The 17,150-nt window shown below is 74.3% G+C and carries 14 protein-coding genes; 8 read left to right on the top strand and 6 right to left on the bottom strand.

Going from position 1 to position 17,150, the window contains the following annotated elements; all coding sequences use genetic code 11:
* Positions 1 to 13: 13 nt before the first annotated feature.
* The 4 genes from OG550_RS32355 (at position 14) to OG550_RS32340 (ending at position 5,798) form a co-directional block, all read left to right on the top strand.
* Positions 14 to 1,114: a cytochrome d ubiquinol oxidase subunit II gene (locus tag OG550_RS32355; protein ID WP_327683576.1), complete on the top strand. Its 1,101-nt coding sequence runs from the start codon at positions 14 to 16 to the stop codon at positions 1,112 to 1,114.
* A gap of 31 nt (positions 1,115 to 1,145) precedes the next feature.
* The gene (gene cydD / locus OG550_RS32350) at positions 1,146 to 2,846 is read left to right on the top strand and encodes a thiol reductant ABC exporter subunit CydD (protein ID WP_327683574.1); all 1,701 of its coding nucleotides are present in this window, start codon (positions 1,146 to 1,148) and stop codon (positions 2,844 to 2,846) included.
* Complete coding sequence (gene cydC, locus OG550_RS32345; RefSeq protein WP_327683573.1) at positions 2,843 to 4,537, top strand: thiol reductant ABC exporter subunit CydC; 1,695 nt, start codon at positions 2,843 to 2,845, stop codon at positions 4,535 to 4,537. The genes cydD and cydC overlap by 4 nt, the downstream gene beginning before the upstream one ends.
* A gap of 286 nt (positions 4,538 to 4,823) precedes the next feature.
* Positions 4,824 to 5,798 (top strand): cytochrome c oxidase assembly protein, encoded by a 975-nt coding sequence (locus OG550_RS32340; protein ID WP_327684308.1) that lies wholly within the window; start codon positions 4,824 to 4,826, stop codon positions 5,796 to 5,798.
* 70 nt (positions 5,799 to 5,868) lie between these two features.
* Here the strand turns inward: OG550_RS32340 and OG550_RS32335 are convergent, their stop codons facing one another.
* The gene (locus OG550_RS32335) at positions 5,869 to 6,606 is read right to left on the bottom strand and encodes a TetR/AcrR family transcriptional regulator (protein WP_327683571.1); all 738 of its coding nucleotides are present in this window, start codon (positions 6,604 to 6,606) and stop codon (positions 5,869 to 5,871) included.
* 142 nt (positions 6,607 to 6,748) lie between these two features.
* On the opposite strand from OG550_RS32335, the gene OG550_RS32330 reads away from it, so the two are divergent.
* Positions 6,749 to 8,221, top strand: a complete 1,473-nt coding sequence (locus OG550_RS32330; RefSeq protein ID WP_327683569.1) for an MFS transporter — start codon at positions 6,749 to 6,751, stop codon at positions 8,219 to 8,221.
* Between the two features lie 150 nt (positions 8,222 to 8,371).
* On the opposite strand, the gene OG550_RS32325 is transcribed toward OG550_RS32330, so the two are convergent.
* From OG550_RS32325 to OG550_RS32315, 3 genes are all read right to left on the bottom strand, one after another.
* A complete protein-coding gene (locus OG550_RS32325) occupies positions 8,372 to 10,591 on the bottom strand; it encodes an NADP-dependent isocitrate dehydrogenase (protein ID WP_327683568.1) in 2,220 nt (739 codons plus the stop codon).
* A gap of 247 nt (positions 10,592 to 10,838) precedes the next feature.
* The gene (locus tag OG550_RS32320) at positions 10,839 to 11,315 is read right to left on the bottom strand and encodes a DUF4180 domain-containing protein (protein WP_327683566.1); all 477 of its coding nucleotides are present in this window, start codon (positions 11,313 to 11,315) and stop codon (positions 10,839 to 10,841) included.
* Positions 11,308 to 11,745, bottom strand: coding sequence for a helix-turn-helix domain-containing protein (locus tag OG550_RS32315; RefSeq protein ID WP_327683564.1), 438 nt, complete (start codon positions 11,743 to 11,745; stop codon positions 11,308 to 11,310). The genes OG550_RS32320 and OG550_RS32315 overlap by 8 nt, the downstream gene beginning before the upstream one ends.
* 233 nt (positions 11,746 to 11,978) lie before the next feature.
* Here OG550_RS32315 and OG550_RS32310 point away from each other — a divergent pair, with 233 nt between their 5' ends.
* Together OG550_RS32310 and OG550_RS32305 are read left to right on the top strand one after the other, a co-directional pair.
* Positions 11,979 to 12,287, top strand: coding sequence for an SAV_915 family protein (locus OG550_RS32310; protein ID WP_327683562.1), 309 nt, complete (start codon positions 11,979 to 11,981; stop codon positions 12,285 to 12,287).
* A complete protein-coding gene (locus tag OG550_RS32305; protein WP_327683560.1) occupies positions 12,284 to 12,595 on the top strand; it encodes a hypothetical protein in 312 nt (103 codons plus the stop codon). The genes OG550_RS32310 and OG550_RS32305 overlap by 4 nt, the downstream gene beginning before the upstream one ends.
* A 65-nt stretch (positions 12,596 to 12,660) precedes the next feature.
* On the opposite strand, the gene OG550_RS32300 is transcribed toward OG550_RS32305, so the two are convergent.
* Together OG550_RS32300 and OG550_RS32295 are read right to left on the bottom strand one after the other, a co-directional pair.
* On the bottom strand, positions 12,661 to 13,545 hold the full coding sequence (locus OG550_RS32300; protein ID WP_327683558.1) for a DMT family transporter: 885 nt from the start codon (positions 13,543 to 13,545) through the stop codon (positions 12,661 to 12,663).
* Between the two features lie 228 nt (positions 13,546 to 13,773).
* Positions 13,774 to 15,093, bottom strand: coding sequence for a DUF2254 domain-containing protein (locus OG550_RS32295; RefSeq protein WP_327683556.1), 1,320 nt, complete (start codon positions 15,091 to 15,093; stop codon positions 13,774 to 13,776).
* Between the two features lie 325 nt (positions 15,094 to 15,418).
* Between OG550_RS32295 and OG550_RS32290 the strand changes: the two genes are divergently transcribed.
* The gene (locus OG550_RS32290; protein WP_327683554.1) at positions 15,419 to 17,083 is read left to right on the top strand and encodes an APC family permease; all 1,665 of its coding nucleotides are present in this window, start codon (positions 15,419 to 15,421) and stop codon (positions 17,081 to 17,083) included.
* Positions 17,084 to 17,150: the final 67 nt, after the last annotated feature.

The following is a 17,150-nucleotide window of genomic DNA, read 5'->3' as shown; positions in this document are numbered from 1 at the left end:
AAGGTTGGGATACATGAGCCTGGAGACCCTCTGGCTGGCCCTCCTCGGCCTGCTGCTCGCCGGCTACTTCGTGCTCGGCGGCTACGACTACGGCGTCCAGATGCTGTCCCCGTTCCTCGGCGCTCCGCGCCCTGCCCCGAGCAGCCCCGCCCCGGACGGCCCCGCTTCGAGCGGCCCCGCCCCGGACGCCCCCGCTCCGAGCGGCCCCGCCCCGGACGGCCCGCCGGCGCGGAACGCCGCGCTCGACGCGATCGCCCCGTTCTTCCTCGGCAACGAGGTCTGGCTGGTCGCCTTCGCCGGCGTGATGTTCGGTGCCTTCCCGCACCTGGAGGGCAGCCTGCTGTCCGGCCTGTACCCGCTGATCGTGGCGATCCTGGTCGGCCTGGTGCTCGGCAACGCCGCGATCCAGCTGCGCGGACGCTCCCGCACCCCCCGGGCCGTCCGCCGCTGGAACGCCCTGGTGGTGCTCGGCGGCGCGCTGCCCGCGGTCTGCTGGGGCATCGTGGTCGGGCTGCTGCTGCACGGCGTGCCGCGCCGGGCGGACGGCTCCTTCCACGTCGGCCCCGGCGAGGTGTTCGCCCCGTTCGTGCTGACCTGCGGGGCCGCCACCGCCCTGCTCTTCGCCGGGCACGGCGCGGCCTTCGTCGCACTGCGCTCGGAACCCCGACTCGCCGCCACCGCACGGCGGGTGGGCGCCGCCCTGATCGCCGCGGCCGGGCTCCCGGGAGCCCTGGCGCTGGTGCTCTCGCTGTTCGGAGCGGGGGCCTCGATGACCAGGACGGGCACCTCGTCCGTCCTGTTCGCCCTCGTCGTGACCGCCGGCGCGGCCGGCTGGTGGTGCCTGGTCCGGGGGCACGACGCCCTCGCGTTCACCGCCACCTGCGCCGCGACCGCGCTGCCGGTCCTGCTGATCGGCGCCGGCCAGTACCCGTACCTGTTGACCGCGTCCTCCGGGGCGGGGATCACCGTCGACGACGCCGTCGCCGACGGGGCCACGCTGAAGCTGCTGACCGGGTTCGGTGTGCTGGTCGTCCCGGTGATCCTCGCCTACCAGGCCTGGAGCTGGTGGGTGTTCCGCGGCCGGACCGGGCAGCGCCACCCCGACTACTTCTGAGCGACCGCCACCGGCTGAAAGGGACCAGCGGATGAAACCGGCCGAACGCCGTCTGCGGCGAGACCTCCCGGCACTGCGCCACCACGTGACCACCTCCACCGGGCTGGCCCTGCTGGACGCCGGGTTCCTCATCGGCCAGGCCGTCCTGCTGGCCGGCCTGCTCGCGGACGGGTTCGCCGGACACCGCCCGCAGACCGGCGCCCTCGCCGCCCTCGGCGCCGTCCTCGCCCTGCGCGCCCTGTCGGCCTGGGCCCGCGGCACCCTCGCCCAGCGCACCGCCGCCGAGGTCAAGCGCGTGCTGCGCGACCGCCTCGCCGAACACCTGCGGCACACCGGCCCCCGGCGCCTGGCCGCCCGCCGGCACGGCGAGACGGCCGTCCTGTTCACCCGCGGCCTGGACGCCCTGGACCCGTACCTCACCGGCTACCTGCCCACCATGGCCGCCACCGCCGCCGTCCCGCCGGTGGTCGTGGCGTGGCTGTGGTGGACCGACTGGAGTTCGGCGCTGATCATCGTGATCACGCTCCCGCTGATCCCGGTGTTCGGCGCGCTCGTCGGGACGCACACCGCCCGGCGCACCGCCCGGCAGTGGCGGCTGCTCGCCCGGCTCGGCGGCCACTTCCTCGACGTGCTCGCCGGGCTGCCGACGCTGCGCGCGTTCGGCCGCGAGCACCACCAGGGCGCGGTGGTGCGGGAGATGGCCGACGCCCACCGCCGGGCCACCATGCGGACCCTGCGGGTGGCGTTCCTCTCCTCCCTCGTGCTGGAGACCGTCGCCGCCCTGTCGGTGGCGCTGGTGGCCGTCCCGGTCGGCCTGCGGCTGCTGGGCGGCGAACTCGACCTGCGCACCGGCCTGGTCGTGCTCTTCCTCGCCCCCGAGGCCTATCTGCCACTGCGCGCGGCGGGCGCGGCCTTCCACGACAGCGCCGAGGGCATCGCGGTGGCCGAGCGGGTCTTCGCCCTCCTCGACGAGGAGGAGTCGCCCGCCGTGCGGCCCGTCCGGAGCGTGCCCGCCCCCGCCCCCGTGCCCGCCCCCGCCCCCGACGCCCGCACCGCGCGGCTGCGGCTCGACGGGGTCACCGTGCACCACCCCGGCCGCGCCGCGCCCGCCCTGGACACCGTCTCGCTCACCGTCCGGCCCGGCGAGCACCTCGCCCTGGTCGGCCCGAGCGGCGCCGGGAAGTCCACCCTGCTCGCGCTGCTCCTCGGCTTCACCGCCCCCGACACGGGCCGGGTCCTGGTCGACGGCACCGACCTCGCCGTGCTCGACCCGGAGGCCTGGCTCGCCCAGGTGGCCTGGGTACCGCAGCGCCCGCACCTGTTCGCCACGACCGTCGCCGACAACATCCGCCTCGGCCGCCCCGACGCGAGTGACGCCGAGGTCCGGACGGCCGCCCGGGCCGCCTGCGCCGACGGCTTCGTCGAGGCGCTCCCCCGGGGGTACGACACCCCGCTCGGCGAGCACGGCGCCGGGCTGTCCGCCGGACAGCGCCAACGGATCGCCCTGGCCCGCGCGTTCCTCAAGGACGCCCCGGTGCTGCTGCTCGACGAGCCGACCGCCCACCTCGACCCGGAGAGCGATGCCGCCGTCACCCGGGCCACCGCCGAGCTCATGCGCGGGCGCACCGCGATCGTGGTCGCCCACCGGACGGGCCTCCTGCCGCACGCCGACCGGATCGTCACCGTCCGGGCGGGCGTCCTCACCGCCGACGACGGGCTGGTCCGCTCATGAACCGCCCGACCCGCCCCGCCACCACCTCCCACCCCACCGCCCGGCTGCTGCGCCACCTGCTCCCGCACTGGCGCCGGCTGCTGCCCGCCGCCCTCGCCGCCGCCGGCAGCGAACTCAGCGGCGCCGCCCTGACGGCCACCGCCGCCTGGCTGATCACCCGCGCCGCCGAACAGCCGCCGGTCTCCGCCGTCGCCCTAGCCGTCGTCGCCGTCCGCGCCCTCGCCCTGGGCCGCGGCACCCTGCGCTACGCCGACCGCCTGCTCGGCCACGACGGTGCGCTGCGCGCCGTCGCCGACTTCCGCGCCCGGGTGTACGAGGCGCTCGTCCCGCTCGCCCCGGCCGGCACCCCGGCGTTCCGCAGCGGCGACCTGCTGACCCGCCTGGTCGACGACGTCGACGCCGCCCAGGACCTGCTGCTTCGCGTCCTGCTCCCGGCCACCGCCGCCGGCCTGGTCGCACTCGCCGCCACCGGCACCGCCCTCGCCCTGCTCCCCCCGGCCGGACTGCTGCTCGGGGCGCTGATCGCCGTGGCGGGCCTGCTGGTGCCCGCCCTGGTGCTCGCGCTGTCCCGCCGGGCCGGTCGCGCCGAGCAGGCGGCGCGTGCCGAACTCGCCGCGCTCACCGTCGACCTGACCGAGGGAGCCGCGGACCTCGCCGCGTACGGCGCCCGCGGCCGCGCCCACGCGAGGGCGGGCGCGGCCACCGCCGGGATCGCCGCCCTGGAGCGCCGCCGGGCGCTGACCACCTCGCTCGCCTCCGCCGCCGTCCTGCTGTTCCAGGCCGCGGCCACGGTCGGCGTCATCCGGCTCGGCCTGCGCGCCCACGCCGAGGGCCGGCTGCCCGCCGTGCAGCTGACCGTGCTCGCGGTGCTCGCCCTGGTCTCCTTCGACGCCCTGGCCGCCCTGCCCGCCGCCGCCCGCCGGCTCGCCGACGTCCGGGCCCGGGCCCGCCGGCTCGCCGACCTCATGGACGCCCCGGCCCCGGTCGCGGACCCGGCCGACCCGGTCCCGCTGCCCGCCGACGGACCGCTCGGCGTCGAGATCACCGACCTGCGGGTGCGCCACCGCCCCGACCGCCCGGCCGCCCTCGACGGCGTCAGCCTGCGACTGCCGGCCGGCCACCGGGTCGCGCTGCTCGGCGCCAGCGGCTCCGGCAAGTCCACGCTGGTCGCGGCACTGATGCGGTTCGTCCCCTACGAGGGCGGCAGCATCCGGGTCGGCGGACGCGAACTGCGCGACTGCGCGGGCGCCGACGTCCGCCGCGTGATCACCGGCGTCACCCAGGACGCCCACCTCTTCCACACCACGGTCCGGGCCAACCTGCGCCTGGCCCGCCCCGACGCCGACGACGACGCCCTGCGCGAGGCCGCCCGCCGGGCCCGGCTGCTCGACTGGATCGAGTCCCTCCCCGACGGCTGGGAGACCGTGCTCGGCGGGGACGGCGCCACCGTGTCCGGCGGCCAGCGCCAACGCCTGCTGCTGGCCCGCGCCCTGCTCGCCGACCCGCCGGTGCTCGTCCTGGACGAACCCACCGAGGGCCTCGACCCGGACACCGCCGCCGCCGTCCTGGCCGACGTCCTCGACGCCACCCGCGGCCGCACCACCCTCCTGATCACCCACGACCACGCCGCCCTCGACGCCGCGGACGCCGTCCTCACCCTCACCGCCGGCCGCCTGGTCACCACCCGCTGAGCCGCCCCCGCCCGCCGGCGGGCGGGCGGGGGCCACGCGGCGGCCACGCAGGGGCCGCCGCGCCCGCCCGGCGGGCCCACCGGGTCACGGCCACCGGGGAACACCCGCGCCCTGCGCGGCCGAGCCGCCCGCACGGGGGACGCCGGGCGCTCGCACGGGGGGCGCCGGACGATCCGGAGTAAGGCCCGCCTAGGCTGTACGGCGAAGCAAAACGGGCGAACCGGACCCATCCAGGGGCCGCGAGGATGGAAAGCAGGACCCGCCGATGGGCGACGGAATGTCAGGAATGCACCACCACGGCGGGATGACCGAACTCGGGCCCTTCTCGCTCTCCAACGTGCTGACCTGGTCCCCCGACTGGGTGTTCCTGATCGGCAGCCTGGCGGCGCTGGCGCTGTACGTCACCGGTGTGGTCCGGCTGAACCGGCGCGGTGACCGCTGGCCGGTCGGGCGCACCGCGGCCTGGGTCCTGGGCACCGGGTCGGTGATCCTGGTCACCTGCACCGGGCTGAACGACTACGGCATGGTCCTGTTCAGCGCGCACATGATGCAGCACATGGTGCTCTCCATGCTCTCGCCGATCCTGCTGCTGCTCGGGGCGCCGATCACGCTGGCCCTGCGCGCGCTGCGGCCGGCCGGGAAGGGCCGCCCGCGCGGGCCGCGCGAGCTGCTGGTGGCACTGCTGCACAGCACCTACGTGAAGGTGGTCTCGCACCCGGCGTTCACCATCCCGCTGTTCATCGCGAGCCTGTACGGGGTCTACTTCACCCCGCTGTTCGACTTCCTCATGGAGTACCGGCTCGGGCACATCTTCATGATGGTGCACTTCCTGGCGACCGGACTCGCCTTCTTCTGGCCGATCATGGGCGTGGACCCGGGCCCGAACCGGTCGGGCCACGTGATGCGGATCATCGAGCTGTTCATGGGCATGCCGTTCCACGCCTTCTTCGGCGTGGCGGTGATGATGGCCGGCCAGCCGCTGGTGAAGACCTTCACCGCCGAGGGCGCGCCGCCCGGAACGGACCTGCTGGCCGACCAGAAGCTGGCCGGCGGCATCACCTGGGCGTTCGGCGAGATCCCGACCGCCATCGTGCTGATCGCCCTGGTCTACCAGTGGATGAGCTCCGAGCAGCGGCTCTCCCGCCGCCGGGACCGCGCCGAGGACCGCAGCGGCGACGCCGAGCTGGCGGCGTACAACGCGTACCTGGCCTCGCTGGACAAGCGCAGCCAGCGCCCCGCACCGGCGGCCGACGCCGGCTGAGCACGGCCCGCGCGCCCCGCTCCGGAACCCCCGCCCCCGGCGGGGGTTCCGTCGTTTCCGGTGCCGGGGTTCAGCCGGTCGATCCGGCCGCCCCGGTCGATCCGGTCGCGCGCGGCTCCCGGGCCAGCCCGGCGACCAGGATGTCCAGTCCGAACTCGAACCGCTCGTCCCCCACGTTGCGGGTGAGCGCGACCGCCATCGAGGTGATCATCGGGTAGCGCTCGGCCGGGATCGTGTCGAAGTAGCGCCGGATCTGCTCGGTGAACTCCTCGCTGTTCCCGCCGCCGCGGGTGGACGCCTCGAAGGCGGTCGCGGTGGTGTAGAGCCCGAGCAGGTCGACCCCGTAGGCGGCGGTCTGCTCGTCGAGGCCGCCGGCGCGCAGCATGCCCAGCATGGCCTCGGCGATGTCCATCGCGTGCGGGGTCACCGGGACGTTGGCGACGACGGCCGCCTTGGCCAGGTCGCGGTGGGAGAGCAGCACCTGGCGGGAGCGGCGCAGCAGTCGCTTCAGCTGCTCCTGCCACTCGGCCGGATCGGGCCGTTCCAGCTCGATCTCGGCGTAGGCGAGGTCGAGGACGAGTTCGACCAGTTCCTCCTTGCCGCCCACGTGGGCGTACAGGCTCGCGGCGCCGGTGCCGAGCTCCTGGCCGACCCGGCGCATGCTGAGCGCGTCCATGCCCTCGCCGTCGACGATCCGCAGCGCGGCCTCGACGATCCGCTCCCGGCTCAGCGGCTGCCTCTTCGGCGCGGCCTTCTCCTTCTCCTGCCAGTGCTCGGACCAGCCGGAACGCGGGGCGGCACTGGTCATGGGGGCTCCTTCGTGGTCGGTGACGGTTCTCAGAGTACTTGACACGAACACCGTTCCATGGGAGAACACTGTTCGTTCTGAAAAACAGTGTTCGTTGAGACGAACGACGTTCGTCAACGCCCCGAATCCGGAGAGCACACCCATGACCAACCAGATCGCTCCCCCCGAGCCCGCGCCCCCGGCGTCCGCCGTGGACCGGCCGGCCGGCTACCGGCTGCGCTGGGCCGGACTCGCCGTCGTCCTCGGCGCCGAGGTGATGGACCTCCTCGACACCACGATCGTCGGCGTCGCCTCACCCGCCATCCGCCAGGACCTCGGCGGCAGCGACGCCCAGATCCAGTGGATCTCCGCCTCCTACACGCTCGCCTTCGCCGTACTGCTGATCACCGGGGCGCGGCTCGGCGACTTCTTCGGGCGCAAGCGCCTCTTCACCCTCGGCGCGGCCGGCTTCACCCTCGCCTCGGCGCTCTGCGCGGCCGCGCCCGGTGCCGGCACCCTGATCGCCGCCCGGAGCGTCCAGGGCCTGTTCGCCGCGCTGCTCATCCCGCAGGGCCTCGGACTGATCAAGTCGATGTTCCCGCCCAAGGAGATGGGCGCCGCGTTCGGCCTGTTCGGCCCCGTCCTCGGGCTCTCGTCCGTCCTCGGGCCCACCCTCGGCGGCTACCTCACCGAGGCCGACTGGTTCGGGCTCGGCTGGCGGACCGTCTTCCTGATCAACCTGCCGCTCGGCCTGCTGACCGTCCTCCTGGCCGGCCGGATCCTGCCCGCCGACCGCGTCACCCGCACCACCGGCGCCGGCCGGCTCGACCCGGTGGGCGTGCTGCTGCTCAGCCTCGCCGTGCTGCTGCTGGTCTTCCCGCTGGTCCAGGGGCGCGAGCTGGACTGGCCGCTCTGGACCTTCGTGGCGATGGCCGCCTCCCTGCCGGTGCTCCGGCTCTTCGCCGTCCACCAGCGCCGGGTCCTGCGGCGCGGCGGGACCCCGCTGATCGAGCCCTCGCTGTTCGGCAAGCGGGCCTTCGTCTCGGCCCTCGCCACCGGCCTGGTGTTCTTCGCCGCACTCTCCGGGCTGCTGCTGGTCTTCACCCTCCACCTGCAGCTCGGCCTCGGCTGGACCCCGCTGCACGCCGGGCTCTCGATGATCCCGCTCTCGCTCGGCGTGGTCGCCGGGGCCGTCCTCTCCGGCGCCCTCCTCGCCCCGCGCCACGGCCGGCGGGTGCTGCACGGCGGCATGGTCGTCGCCGCCGCCGGCGCGCTCGGCCTCTGGTTCTCGGTCGAGCACTGGGCCGCCGGCCTCACCAGCTGGGACCTGCTCCCCGCGCTGGCCGTCACCGGCCTCGGACTGGGCCTGATCATGGCGCCGTTCTTCGACATCGCGCTGGCCGGCGTGGAGGAGGCGGAGACCGGCTCGGCCTCCGGCGTCCTCAACGCCCAGCAGCAGCTCGGCGGCTCGGTGGGCGTCGCCCTGCTCGGCACCGCGTTCTTCGGCTGGGCCGGCGGCGACGGCTTCCAGCACGCGGCCGGACGGACGTACGGGCTCGCCGCGGGGCTGCTGGCCCTCGCCTTCCTGGTCGCCTTCCTGCTGCCCCGCCGGGCCCGCCCCGAGGGCGAGCACTGAGCCCCGCGGGCCGCGCCGCCGCCCCCACCTGCCCCGCCTGCCCCGCCTGCCCGCCGGCTGCCGTGGGCGGGGCGGCCCGGGAAACGCCGGGAGGCCCCGGGGATCCGCTCCTGCGGATCCCCGGGGCCTCCCGGTTCGGCTCGGGTACGGTCAGCCGAGGTTGGCCAGCGCCTCGTTGAAGGTCTTCGACGGACGCATCGCGGCCGCGGCCTTGGCCGGGTCCGGCTGGTAGTAGCCACCGAGCTCGACCGGCGCGCCCTGGACGGCGACCAGCTCGTCGACGATGGCCTGCTCCTGCTCGCCCAGCGCCTCGGCGAGGCCCGCGAAGGCCTGCGCCAGCTCGGCGTCCGCGGTCTGGCCGGCCAGCTCCTGGGCCCAGTACAGGGCCAGGTAGAAGTGGCTGCCGCGGTTGTCGATGCCGCCCAGGCGGCGGCTCGGCGACTTGTCCTCGTTGAGGAAGGTGCCGGTCGCGCGGTCCAGGGTGTCGGCCAGCACCTGGGCGCGGGCGTTCTCCGTGGTGCGGGCCAGGTGCTCGAAGCTGGCGGCCAGCGCGAAGAACTCGCCCAGGCTGTCCCAGCGCAGGTAGTTCTCCTTGACCAGCTGCTGGACGTGCTTCGGGGCGGAGCCGCCGGCGCCGGTCTCGAACAGGCCGCCGCCGTTGATCAGCGGGACGACCGACAGCATCTTGGCGCTGGTGCCCAGCTCCAGGATCGGGAAGAGGTCGGTCAGGTAGTCGCGCAGCACGTTGCCGGTGACCGAGATGGTGTTCTCGCCGCGGCGGATGCGCTCCAGGGAGAACGTGGTGGCGTCGACCGGCGCCTTGATCTCGATCTGCAGGCCGGTGGTGTCGTGCTCCGGCAGGTACGCCTTGACCTTCTCGATCAGGACGGCGTCGTGGGCGCGGGTCTCGTCCAGCCAGAAGACGGCCGGGTCGCCGCTGACGCGGGCGCGGGTGACCGCCAGCTTGACCCAGTCGCGGATCGGCAGGTCCTTGGTCTGGCAGGAGCGGAAGATGTCGCCCGGCTGGACGGCCTGCTCCAGGACGACGTTGCCCTCGGTGTCGACCAGGCGGACGGTGCCGGCGGCGGCGATCTCGAAGGTCTTGTCGTGGCTGCCGTACTCCTCGGCGGCCTGGGCCATCAGGCCGACGTTCGGGACGGAGCCGATGGTGGCCGGGTCCAGGGCGCCGTGGGCGCGGCAGTCGTCGAGAACGGCCTGGTAGACGCCCGAGTAGCTGCTGTCGGGCAGCACGGCGAGGGTGTCGGCCTCCTGGCCGTCCGGGCCCCACATGTGGCCGGAGGTGCGGATCATGGCCGGCATCGAGGCGTCGACGATGACGTCGCTCGGGACGTGCAGGTTGGTGATGCCCTTGTCCGAGTCGACCATGGCCAGGGCCGGGCCGTCGGCCAGCTCGGCGTCGAACGAGGCCTTGATCTCGGCGCCGTTCTCCAGCGCGTCGAGGCCGGCGAGGATGCCGCCGAGGCCGTTGTTCGGGTTGAGGCCGGCGGCGGCGAGCGCGGCACCGTACCGGTCGAAGGTCTTCGGGAAGAAGGCGCGGACCACGTGGCCGAAGATGATCGGGTCGGAGACCTTCATCATGGTGGCCTTGAGGTGCACCGAGAACAGGACGCCCTCGGCCTTGGCGCGGGCGACCTGGGCGGCCAGGAACTCGTTCAGGGCGGCGGCGCGCAGCACGGAGGCGTCGACGACCTCACCGGCGAGCACCGGGACCGACTCGCGCAGGACGGTGGTGGTGCCGTCCTCGGCGAGCAGCTCGATGCGCAGCGCGCCGTCCTCGGCGATCACGGTGGACTTCTCGGTGGAGCGGAAGTCGTTCTCGCCCATGGTGGCGACGTTGGTCTTGGAGTCGGCCGACCACGCGCCCATGCGGTGCGGGTGGGTCTTGGCGTAGTTCTTGACCGACGCGGGGGCGCGGCGGTCCGAGTTGCCCTCGCGCAGGACCGGGTTGACGGCGCTGCCCTTGACCTTGTCGTAACGGGCGCGGACGTCCTTGTCCTCGTCGGTCTGCGGGTCGTCCGGGTAGTCCGGCAGCGCGTAGCCCTGCGCCTGCAGCTCGGCGACGGCCGCCTTCAGCTGCGGGATGGACGCCGAGATGTTCGGCAGCTTGATGATGTTGGCGCCCGGGGTCTTGGCGAGCGCGCCCAGCTCGGCGAGGGCGTCGCCGATCCGCTGGCCCTCCTCCAGACGCTCCGGGAAGCTCGCGATGATCCGCCCGGCGAGGGAGATGTCGCGCGTCTCCACCTTCACGCCCGCCGTCGAGGCGTACGCCTGCACGACCGGCAGGAACGAGTACGTTGCCAGGGCCGGCGCCTCGTCGGTGTGCGTATAGATGATGGTCGAGTCAGTCATCGGTACTCCGCTTCACGTCTCCAACGTCTTGACGTCAAGATATCTCGTGATCGGCCCTTTGCTCCACCTCCCCCCGGTCCGGATGTCCGGGGGCCTCCGGATCAGGCCTCGGATCGGGGGTCCGGGCCGGAGTGTCCGGGCCGGGGGTCCGGGCCGGAGTGCGCCCGGGCCGGGGGTGCGGTCGGGACGGCGGTCAGCTCCACGGTCGTCCCGCCGCGCGCCCGGGGCAAGCCGAGCGCGCGGCCGGCTACCGGCGGGCGGCGTCGCGAGCGGCCGTGAGGGCGGCGTCACGGGCGGCGGCCAGGGCGGCGTCACGGGCGGCCAGCCGCGCGTCGAACTCGGCCTCGTCGGCCAGGAACCAGAGCTGCCCGCCCCGGTTGCCCTCCCGGACGAAGTCGCGCAGCGCGCCGCTGCGCGCGGTGTGCCGGGAGATGTCGCCGACGATCGCCAGCCCGACCCGGTAGGTGGCGAACTTCTGCACGATCGCACCGGCGATCCGGGTGCCCAGGTCGAAGAACTCGTCCGGGAAGCGCGCGGCCGGGACGACCGCCCACGCCGTGTCGCAGCCGAACGCCTCGCCGATGACGTCCATCGCCGCGGCCTCGTCCGCGATGGCCGGGCCCTCGGCGGGCAGCCGCAGGGCGGCGGGCGGGGCCGCGGACGGAGCCACCGGCGGGACGACGGGGGCGGGGGCGGGGGCGGGCGGGGAGGCGGGCTCAGACATGGCGGTTCTCCGTGGTCAGCGAATGGATGACGGCGAGCAGCTCGGCCGTGTCGGCCGGATCGCCGAGGATGATCAACTTGAGCGTCGCGCGTTCCTCGTTGTGGTACGACTCCACCCGCACCGGGACGGTGTTCCCGCGCGGGCCGGAGACCATCGCGACGAGGGTGTTGGACAGCCGGACGGCCTCCCGGGTGCCGATGCCGTCGATCTGGACGACGGTGGACGCCTCGACGTGCAGCGGGCCGGGCTCCGCCGCCGGCGGCGCCTCGGATTCGGCACCGGTGAAGGACTCGAAGTCGCGGCGGGCGATCCGGTACTGCTTGCCGATCCTGGTCGCCCGGAGGCGGCCGTCCCGGACGTAGCCGCGGACCGTCCGCACGTGCAGGCCCAGTAGTTCGGCCACCTGCTCCACCGAGTAGTACTCCGGCACCGGACACCTTCCGTTCGATTACTCCTTACCTCCGCAAACTACCATGAGACAGGGATCGATAGGGAAGGATAGGGAACGGTGTCCGGTGAGCGGTGCACCCGACCGTCAGGACTCCGTCAACGCAGCGCCGCATTCGGTCAACGCTGCGTCAGGACGGCGTCCGGGCGCCCGGAGCCGCCCTAGCGTCGGAGGAGCAGTTCCGGCAGGCCCCTCCACCACTCGGGAGCACCCGCATGGCCCGCGTCGTCGTCTGGCACGTCCCGGTCACCGTCACCGGACGGACCACCGCTCTCCGCCTCTTCCGTCTGCGCGACGGCCGCCGCTGCGCGGTCGGCTTCAGCTCCGCCGCCGCACTGACCGACCTGCTCGGTGCCGGGCAGGCCGCCGTCGAACTCGGCGAACCGGCCCTGCGCGCGCTCACCGCCCCGCTCGGCGTCCGCGACCTCGTCCTGGACCCGCGCCTGGTCGCGCCGCCGGTGGCCGACGGCACGACCCGCCCCTCCGCCGCCGACCGCCCGGCCGCACAGCTCCAGCGCCGGTGAGCGCCCTCCACCTCGTCCCCGGCGCGCCCGGGCCCGAGGAGGCCCGCCCGCTGCTGGCCCTCGCCCGGGTGAGCTTCGGCCCCGTCCCGCTCGACTTCGACCGGCTGGCCGCCGAGCTCCCGGCCGTCCAGAGCGGCCTCGCACTGGCCGGCGACGCCGACCTCGAACTCCGGCTCGCCTGCACCGGCCCGGACGAGTTGCGCGCCGTCTCCATCGCCCTGCTGCGCGCCGGGGCCGCGCACGTCCACGTCGACCTGGTGCTCCGGTCGCTCGTCCCGGGCCAGCCGGCACTCCGCTCGGTGCCGTGACGGGACGGTCCCCCGGCGCTCCCCCGGCGGCCGCCTGAGCGCGGACCGCCGGGGGCCGCGTCCCGCTAGCGGGTGCCGCGGGTGAGGACCGCGACGGCGGTCAGCAGCAGCGCCGAGCCGGCCGGCAGGGCCGGCGTGAGCGGCTCGCCGAAGCAGGCGACGCCCAGCACCGCCGCGGTCGCCGGTTCGAGCAGCACCAGCACGGCGGCGGTGGCGCCGGGTACGACCGTCAACCCGGCGAAGTACCACCGGTAGGCGAAAAGGGTGGGCACGGTGCCGAGGAACAGCAGCGCCCCCGCGGTCAGCAGCGGCTCCCCGGCGCCGGGCAGGACGCCGCCCTCCGCCAGGGCGAGCGGCAGCAGGCAGAGCAGTCCGGTGGCGAACGCCCCGGTCGAGGCGCGCGCCGAACCGCCGCCGCGCGCCCAGAGCGTCAGTCCGCTCTGCCCGGCCCCGGCCAGCACCGCGAGCGCCAGCCCGAGCTCCGGACGCGGACCGGCCGCCGGTGCGGCCACCAGCAGCGCCAGCCCGCCGAGCGCGAGCACGATCGCGGCCGCCGCCCGGCCGGTCAGCCGCTCGCCGAGCAGCAGATGGGCGCCGAGGCCGGTGAGCACCGGCCCGGCGCCGATGGTGACCAGGGTGCCCGGCCCGAGGCCCGCGTACTGGACCGAGCCGAAGTAGGCGCACTGGCTGACGGCGAGCCCGAGCCCGGTCAGGACGGCCGCCCGGCGCGGCGCGCCGGCACCCCGCCCCCGGGCCGTGCGCCGCAGGACGGGCAGCAGGGCGAGGCAGCCGGCCGCGACGGCGAACCGCCAGGCGCAGACGGCCACCGGGCCGAGCCCTCCGGTGCGCAGCAGCAGGACGGCGACGGCTCCGCCCGTGCCCCAGGCGACGGCGGCGGCCGAGATGGACAGCAGGCCGTGCCGGACCGGCACGGCGGCATGAGTGGTCATGCGTTCGTTCTCCACGACGGGGTGCCGGGCGGGGCCCGGCCGGATGAGGTCCACCGGTGGCGCGGGCGGCACTCATCGGCCCGGTGGCGGCGGGCCGCCGGGCAGGCTGTGCGTGGAGGGGCCGCCCGCTAGCGGACGGGCGGCGGCAGGATCCGGGAACGCATGGGGCTCACCCTACGCCGCACCCGGGCCGGGCCGGCCCGGCGATGCGTCCGGCGGCGGGGCGGTTCAGCCGATGCCCTGGCGGTCCGGGCGCAGGGCGAAGGCCCGGACCTCCGGGTCGGTCAGCTGCTCGGCGACCGCGCGGTCCAGCAGCGCGCGCTGTTCCAGGAGTTCGGGGCGGCGGTCGGGCGGCGTGATCCGCAGCAGGTCGTCCAGGGCGGCGGCCAGCCGGCGGGTGACCTGGGGGTGTCCGGCGCCGCAGAGGCGGACCTCGGTGAAGGCGAGGTCCACCATGCACTGCCAGTCCGGCACCGGTTCGACCAGGCGGACCGCCCCCTGCCGGTCCCGGAAGCAGAGGTCGCCGAAGCTCTCGTGCACCAGCATGGCCAGCAGCTGGTGGATCCGGTCGATCGACTGCACGGCGGTGGTCGGGTCGTTGACGGCCGGTGAGAGCGCGCGGATCGCGATGTCGACGAGCTGCCGGAAGCCGAAGCTGAGGTCCTGGTGCATGGTGCGGTCCACGCCCACGTTCAGCGCGCGGGCGATCCGGTGCGGGCGCGGCGGCCGGGCGCAGGCCACCCGCACCACCGGGGTGCCGGGCGCGATGAAGTCGCCGATCCGGGGCACCAGGTGGAGCACCGCGCCGTGCTTGCGGGCGACCCTCAGCAGCCGCCCGATGTTGACGTCGCGCAGCACCCCCGAACGGCCCTCGTGCAGCAGCGTGAACGCGTCGTCGGGGAGGGCGGGCGGCGCCGGCTCGGGCCGCATCAGCCGGTACTGGAGCAGCACGTCCACCGACTCGCGCGCGACCCGGTCGATCACGTGCGGCACCCGCAGCAGCCGCATGGTGGCCTGCACGTACAGCACGAACAGGCCCATGCTGAGCAGGACCAGCAGGACGGCGACCACGCCGGAGAAGACCGGGACGGAGGTGACCTGCGTCGGGTCCGTGGAGTCGTCGTAGCTGAACTGGACGAGCAGCGCGAACAGGAAGGTGGCCAGGCAGGCCGAGAAGGTCGCCTTGGTGAGCCGGCTGCGGACGTAGAGCCGCAGGACCCGCGGGGAGAACTGGCTGGCGCCCATCTGGAGCGCGACCAGGGAGATCGAGAACACCACGCCGATGAACGTGAGCATCGCCGAACTGACCGTCGAGACGACGGACTTGGCCGCACTGTTGAACCGCATCAGCTCGTCGGCGGAGCCGGACTCCGCGACGCTCTGCGAGACGGCCGCCTCGTCCAGTTCAGCGGTCAGCCCGGCCAGCAGCAGGGCGGCGACGCAGGCGAGCAGCGGTGCGAACCAGAACGACTCGCGCAGGTGCTCGCGCAGCGGCGACAGCGGTCGGTAGCGCACCTGCGCACGGGGCCCGGCGGGGCGGTCGGTCATCGCCCCAGGCTAGGCGGGGGCGGGTCCGGTGGGCGGGCGCGCCACGCGGCGGTATCGATATGCGCAGGCGGCTATTTCTATAAACCCATTGGCCGTCCATATTGCACGACTCCGGGGCGAAGCTCAATTCGCGCTCAAATACCGAAACTACCCGTCGGTCACGTAACGGGCTCATGAACACAGCGCCTCCTACCTGCGGGAATATCCCGCGAAGTAGGTAAACATTCAGTAATGAAATCTGTGCAGAGCTCTATGAATACGCCTACTGTGTGGCAACTCTTTGCGCCCCGTCCGCCGGGGCCCCCTCACCACAGAGAGACCGCGCATGGCATCCCTCAACCAGCTCTCCCCGCCCGGCACGAGCGCCGGACCCGACGGCGGAGCCACCACCCACCGGTCGCTCCGCCGCGAGATCGGCCTCATCGGCCTGATGTGGGCCTCCGTCGGCTCGATCATCGGATCGGGGTGGCTGTACGGCGCCAAGAACGCCGTCGTCGTCGCCGGACCGGCGGCGCTCATCTCCTGGGGCATCGGCGCGGTCGCCATCGTCCTGCTCGCCTTCGTGCACGCCGAGCTCGGTGGCATGTTCCCGGTGGCGGGTGGCACCGCGCGCTACCCGCACTACGCCTTCGGCGGCCTGGCGGGCATGTCCTTCGGCTGGTTCTCCTGGCTCCAGGCGGCGACCGTGGCGCCGATCGAGGTCGAGGCCATGATCGGCTACGCCGGCCACTGGGAGTTCGCCAAGAACCTCCTCAACGACAACGGCACCCTCACCCCCAGCGGCTTCGTCGTCGCGGTGCTGCTGATGGGCCTCTTCGTCGCGGTGAACTTCCTCGGCGTCCGGGTCCTCGCCCGCACCAACAGCGCCACCACCTGGCTGAAGATCTTCGTCCCGCTGTTCGCGATCTTCGTCCTGGCCGTGACCAACTTCCACGGCTCCAACTTCACCTCGCACGGCTTCGCGCCGTTCGGCATCAAGGGCGTGCTGACCGCCGTCAGCGCCAGCGGCATCATCTTCGCCCTGCTCGGCTTCGAGCAGGCGATCCAGCTGGCGGGCGAGAGCAGGAACCCCAAGCGCGACATCCCCCGCGCGGTCCTCGGCTCGGTGGCCATCGGCACCGTGATCTACGTGCTGCTCCAGGTCGTCTTCATCGCCGCCCTGCCCGCCGCGTCCTTCGCCGACGGCTGGGACCAGCTGGACTTCCCCGGCATCGACGGCCCGTTCGCCGGCCTCGCCACCCTGGTCGGCCTCGGCTGGCTGGCCTGGGTGCTGTACTTCGACGCCATCGTCTCCCCCGGCGGCACCGGCCTGATCTACACCACCTCCACCTCGCGCATCGCGTACGGCCTCAGCAAGAACGGCTACGCGCCGCAGCTCTTCGAGCGCGTGGACAGGCGCGGCGTGCCGTGGTTCGGCCTGGTCATGTCCTTCGTCACCGGCGTGATCTGCTTCCTGCCCTTCCCGAGCTGGCAGGAGCTGGTCGGCTTCATCGTCTCCGCCAGCGTGCTGATGTACGCCGGCGCCCCGCTCGCCTTCGGCGCGCTGCGCCGCCGGCTGCCCGCCCGCGAGCGCTCGTACCGCCTGCCCGGCGGCGCCGTCATCGCCCCGATGTCCTTCGTGGTCTCCAGCCTGATCATCTACTGGTCCGGCTGGCACACCCTGTCCCGCCTGGGCATCGCCATCGTCATCGGGTACCTGCTGCTCGGCGGCTACGCCCTGTACGCCACCCGCAAGGGCCTGCCGAACGCCCCGCGGATGGACTGGCGGCCCGCCCAGTGGCTGCCCGCCTACCTCCTCGGCCTCGGCCTGATCTCCTGGCAGGGCGGCTTCGGCGAGGGCACCGGACGCATCCCGATGTGGTGGGACATGGCGGCGGTCGCGGCCTTCTCCCTGGTCGTCTACTTCTGGGCGATCCGCGTCGCCCTGCCGGCCGAGGTGATCGAGCAGAACATCGAGGACGTCGAGGTGGTCGACGCGGGCGGTCACTGACACCCCGTCGGACACCCCGGCACAGCGAAGGACGGGCCCGCCGGTCGACCGGCGGGCCCGTCCCGTT

Origin of the sequence: Kitasatospora sp. NBC_00458 (assembly GCF_036013975.1) — a bacterium.
Taxonomy (GTDB): Bacteria; Actinomycetota; Actinomycetes; order Streptomycetales; family Streptomycetaceae; genus Kitasatospora.
Note: the sequence above shows the minus strand (reverse complement) of the source record. Positions and strands in the feature narration are given on the sequence as shown.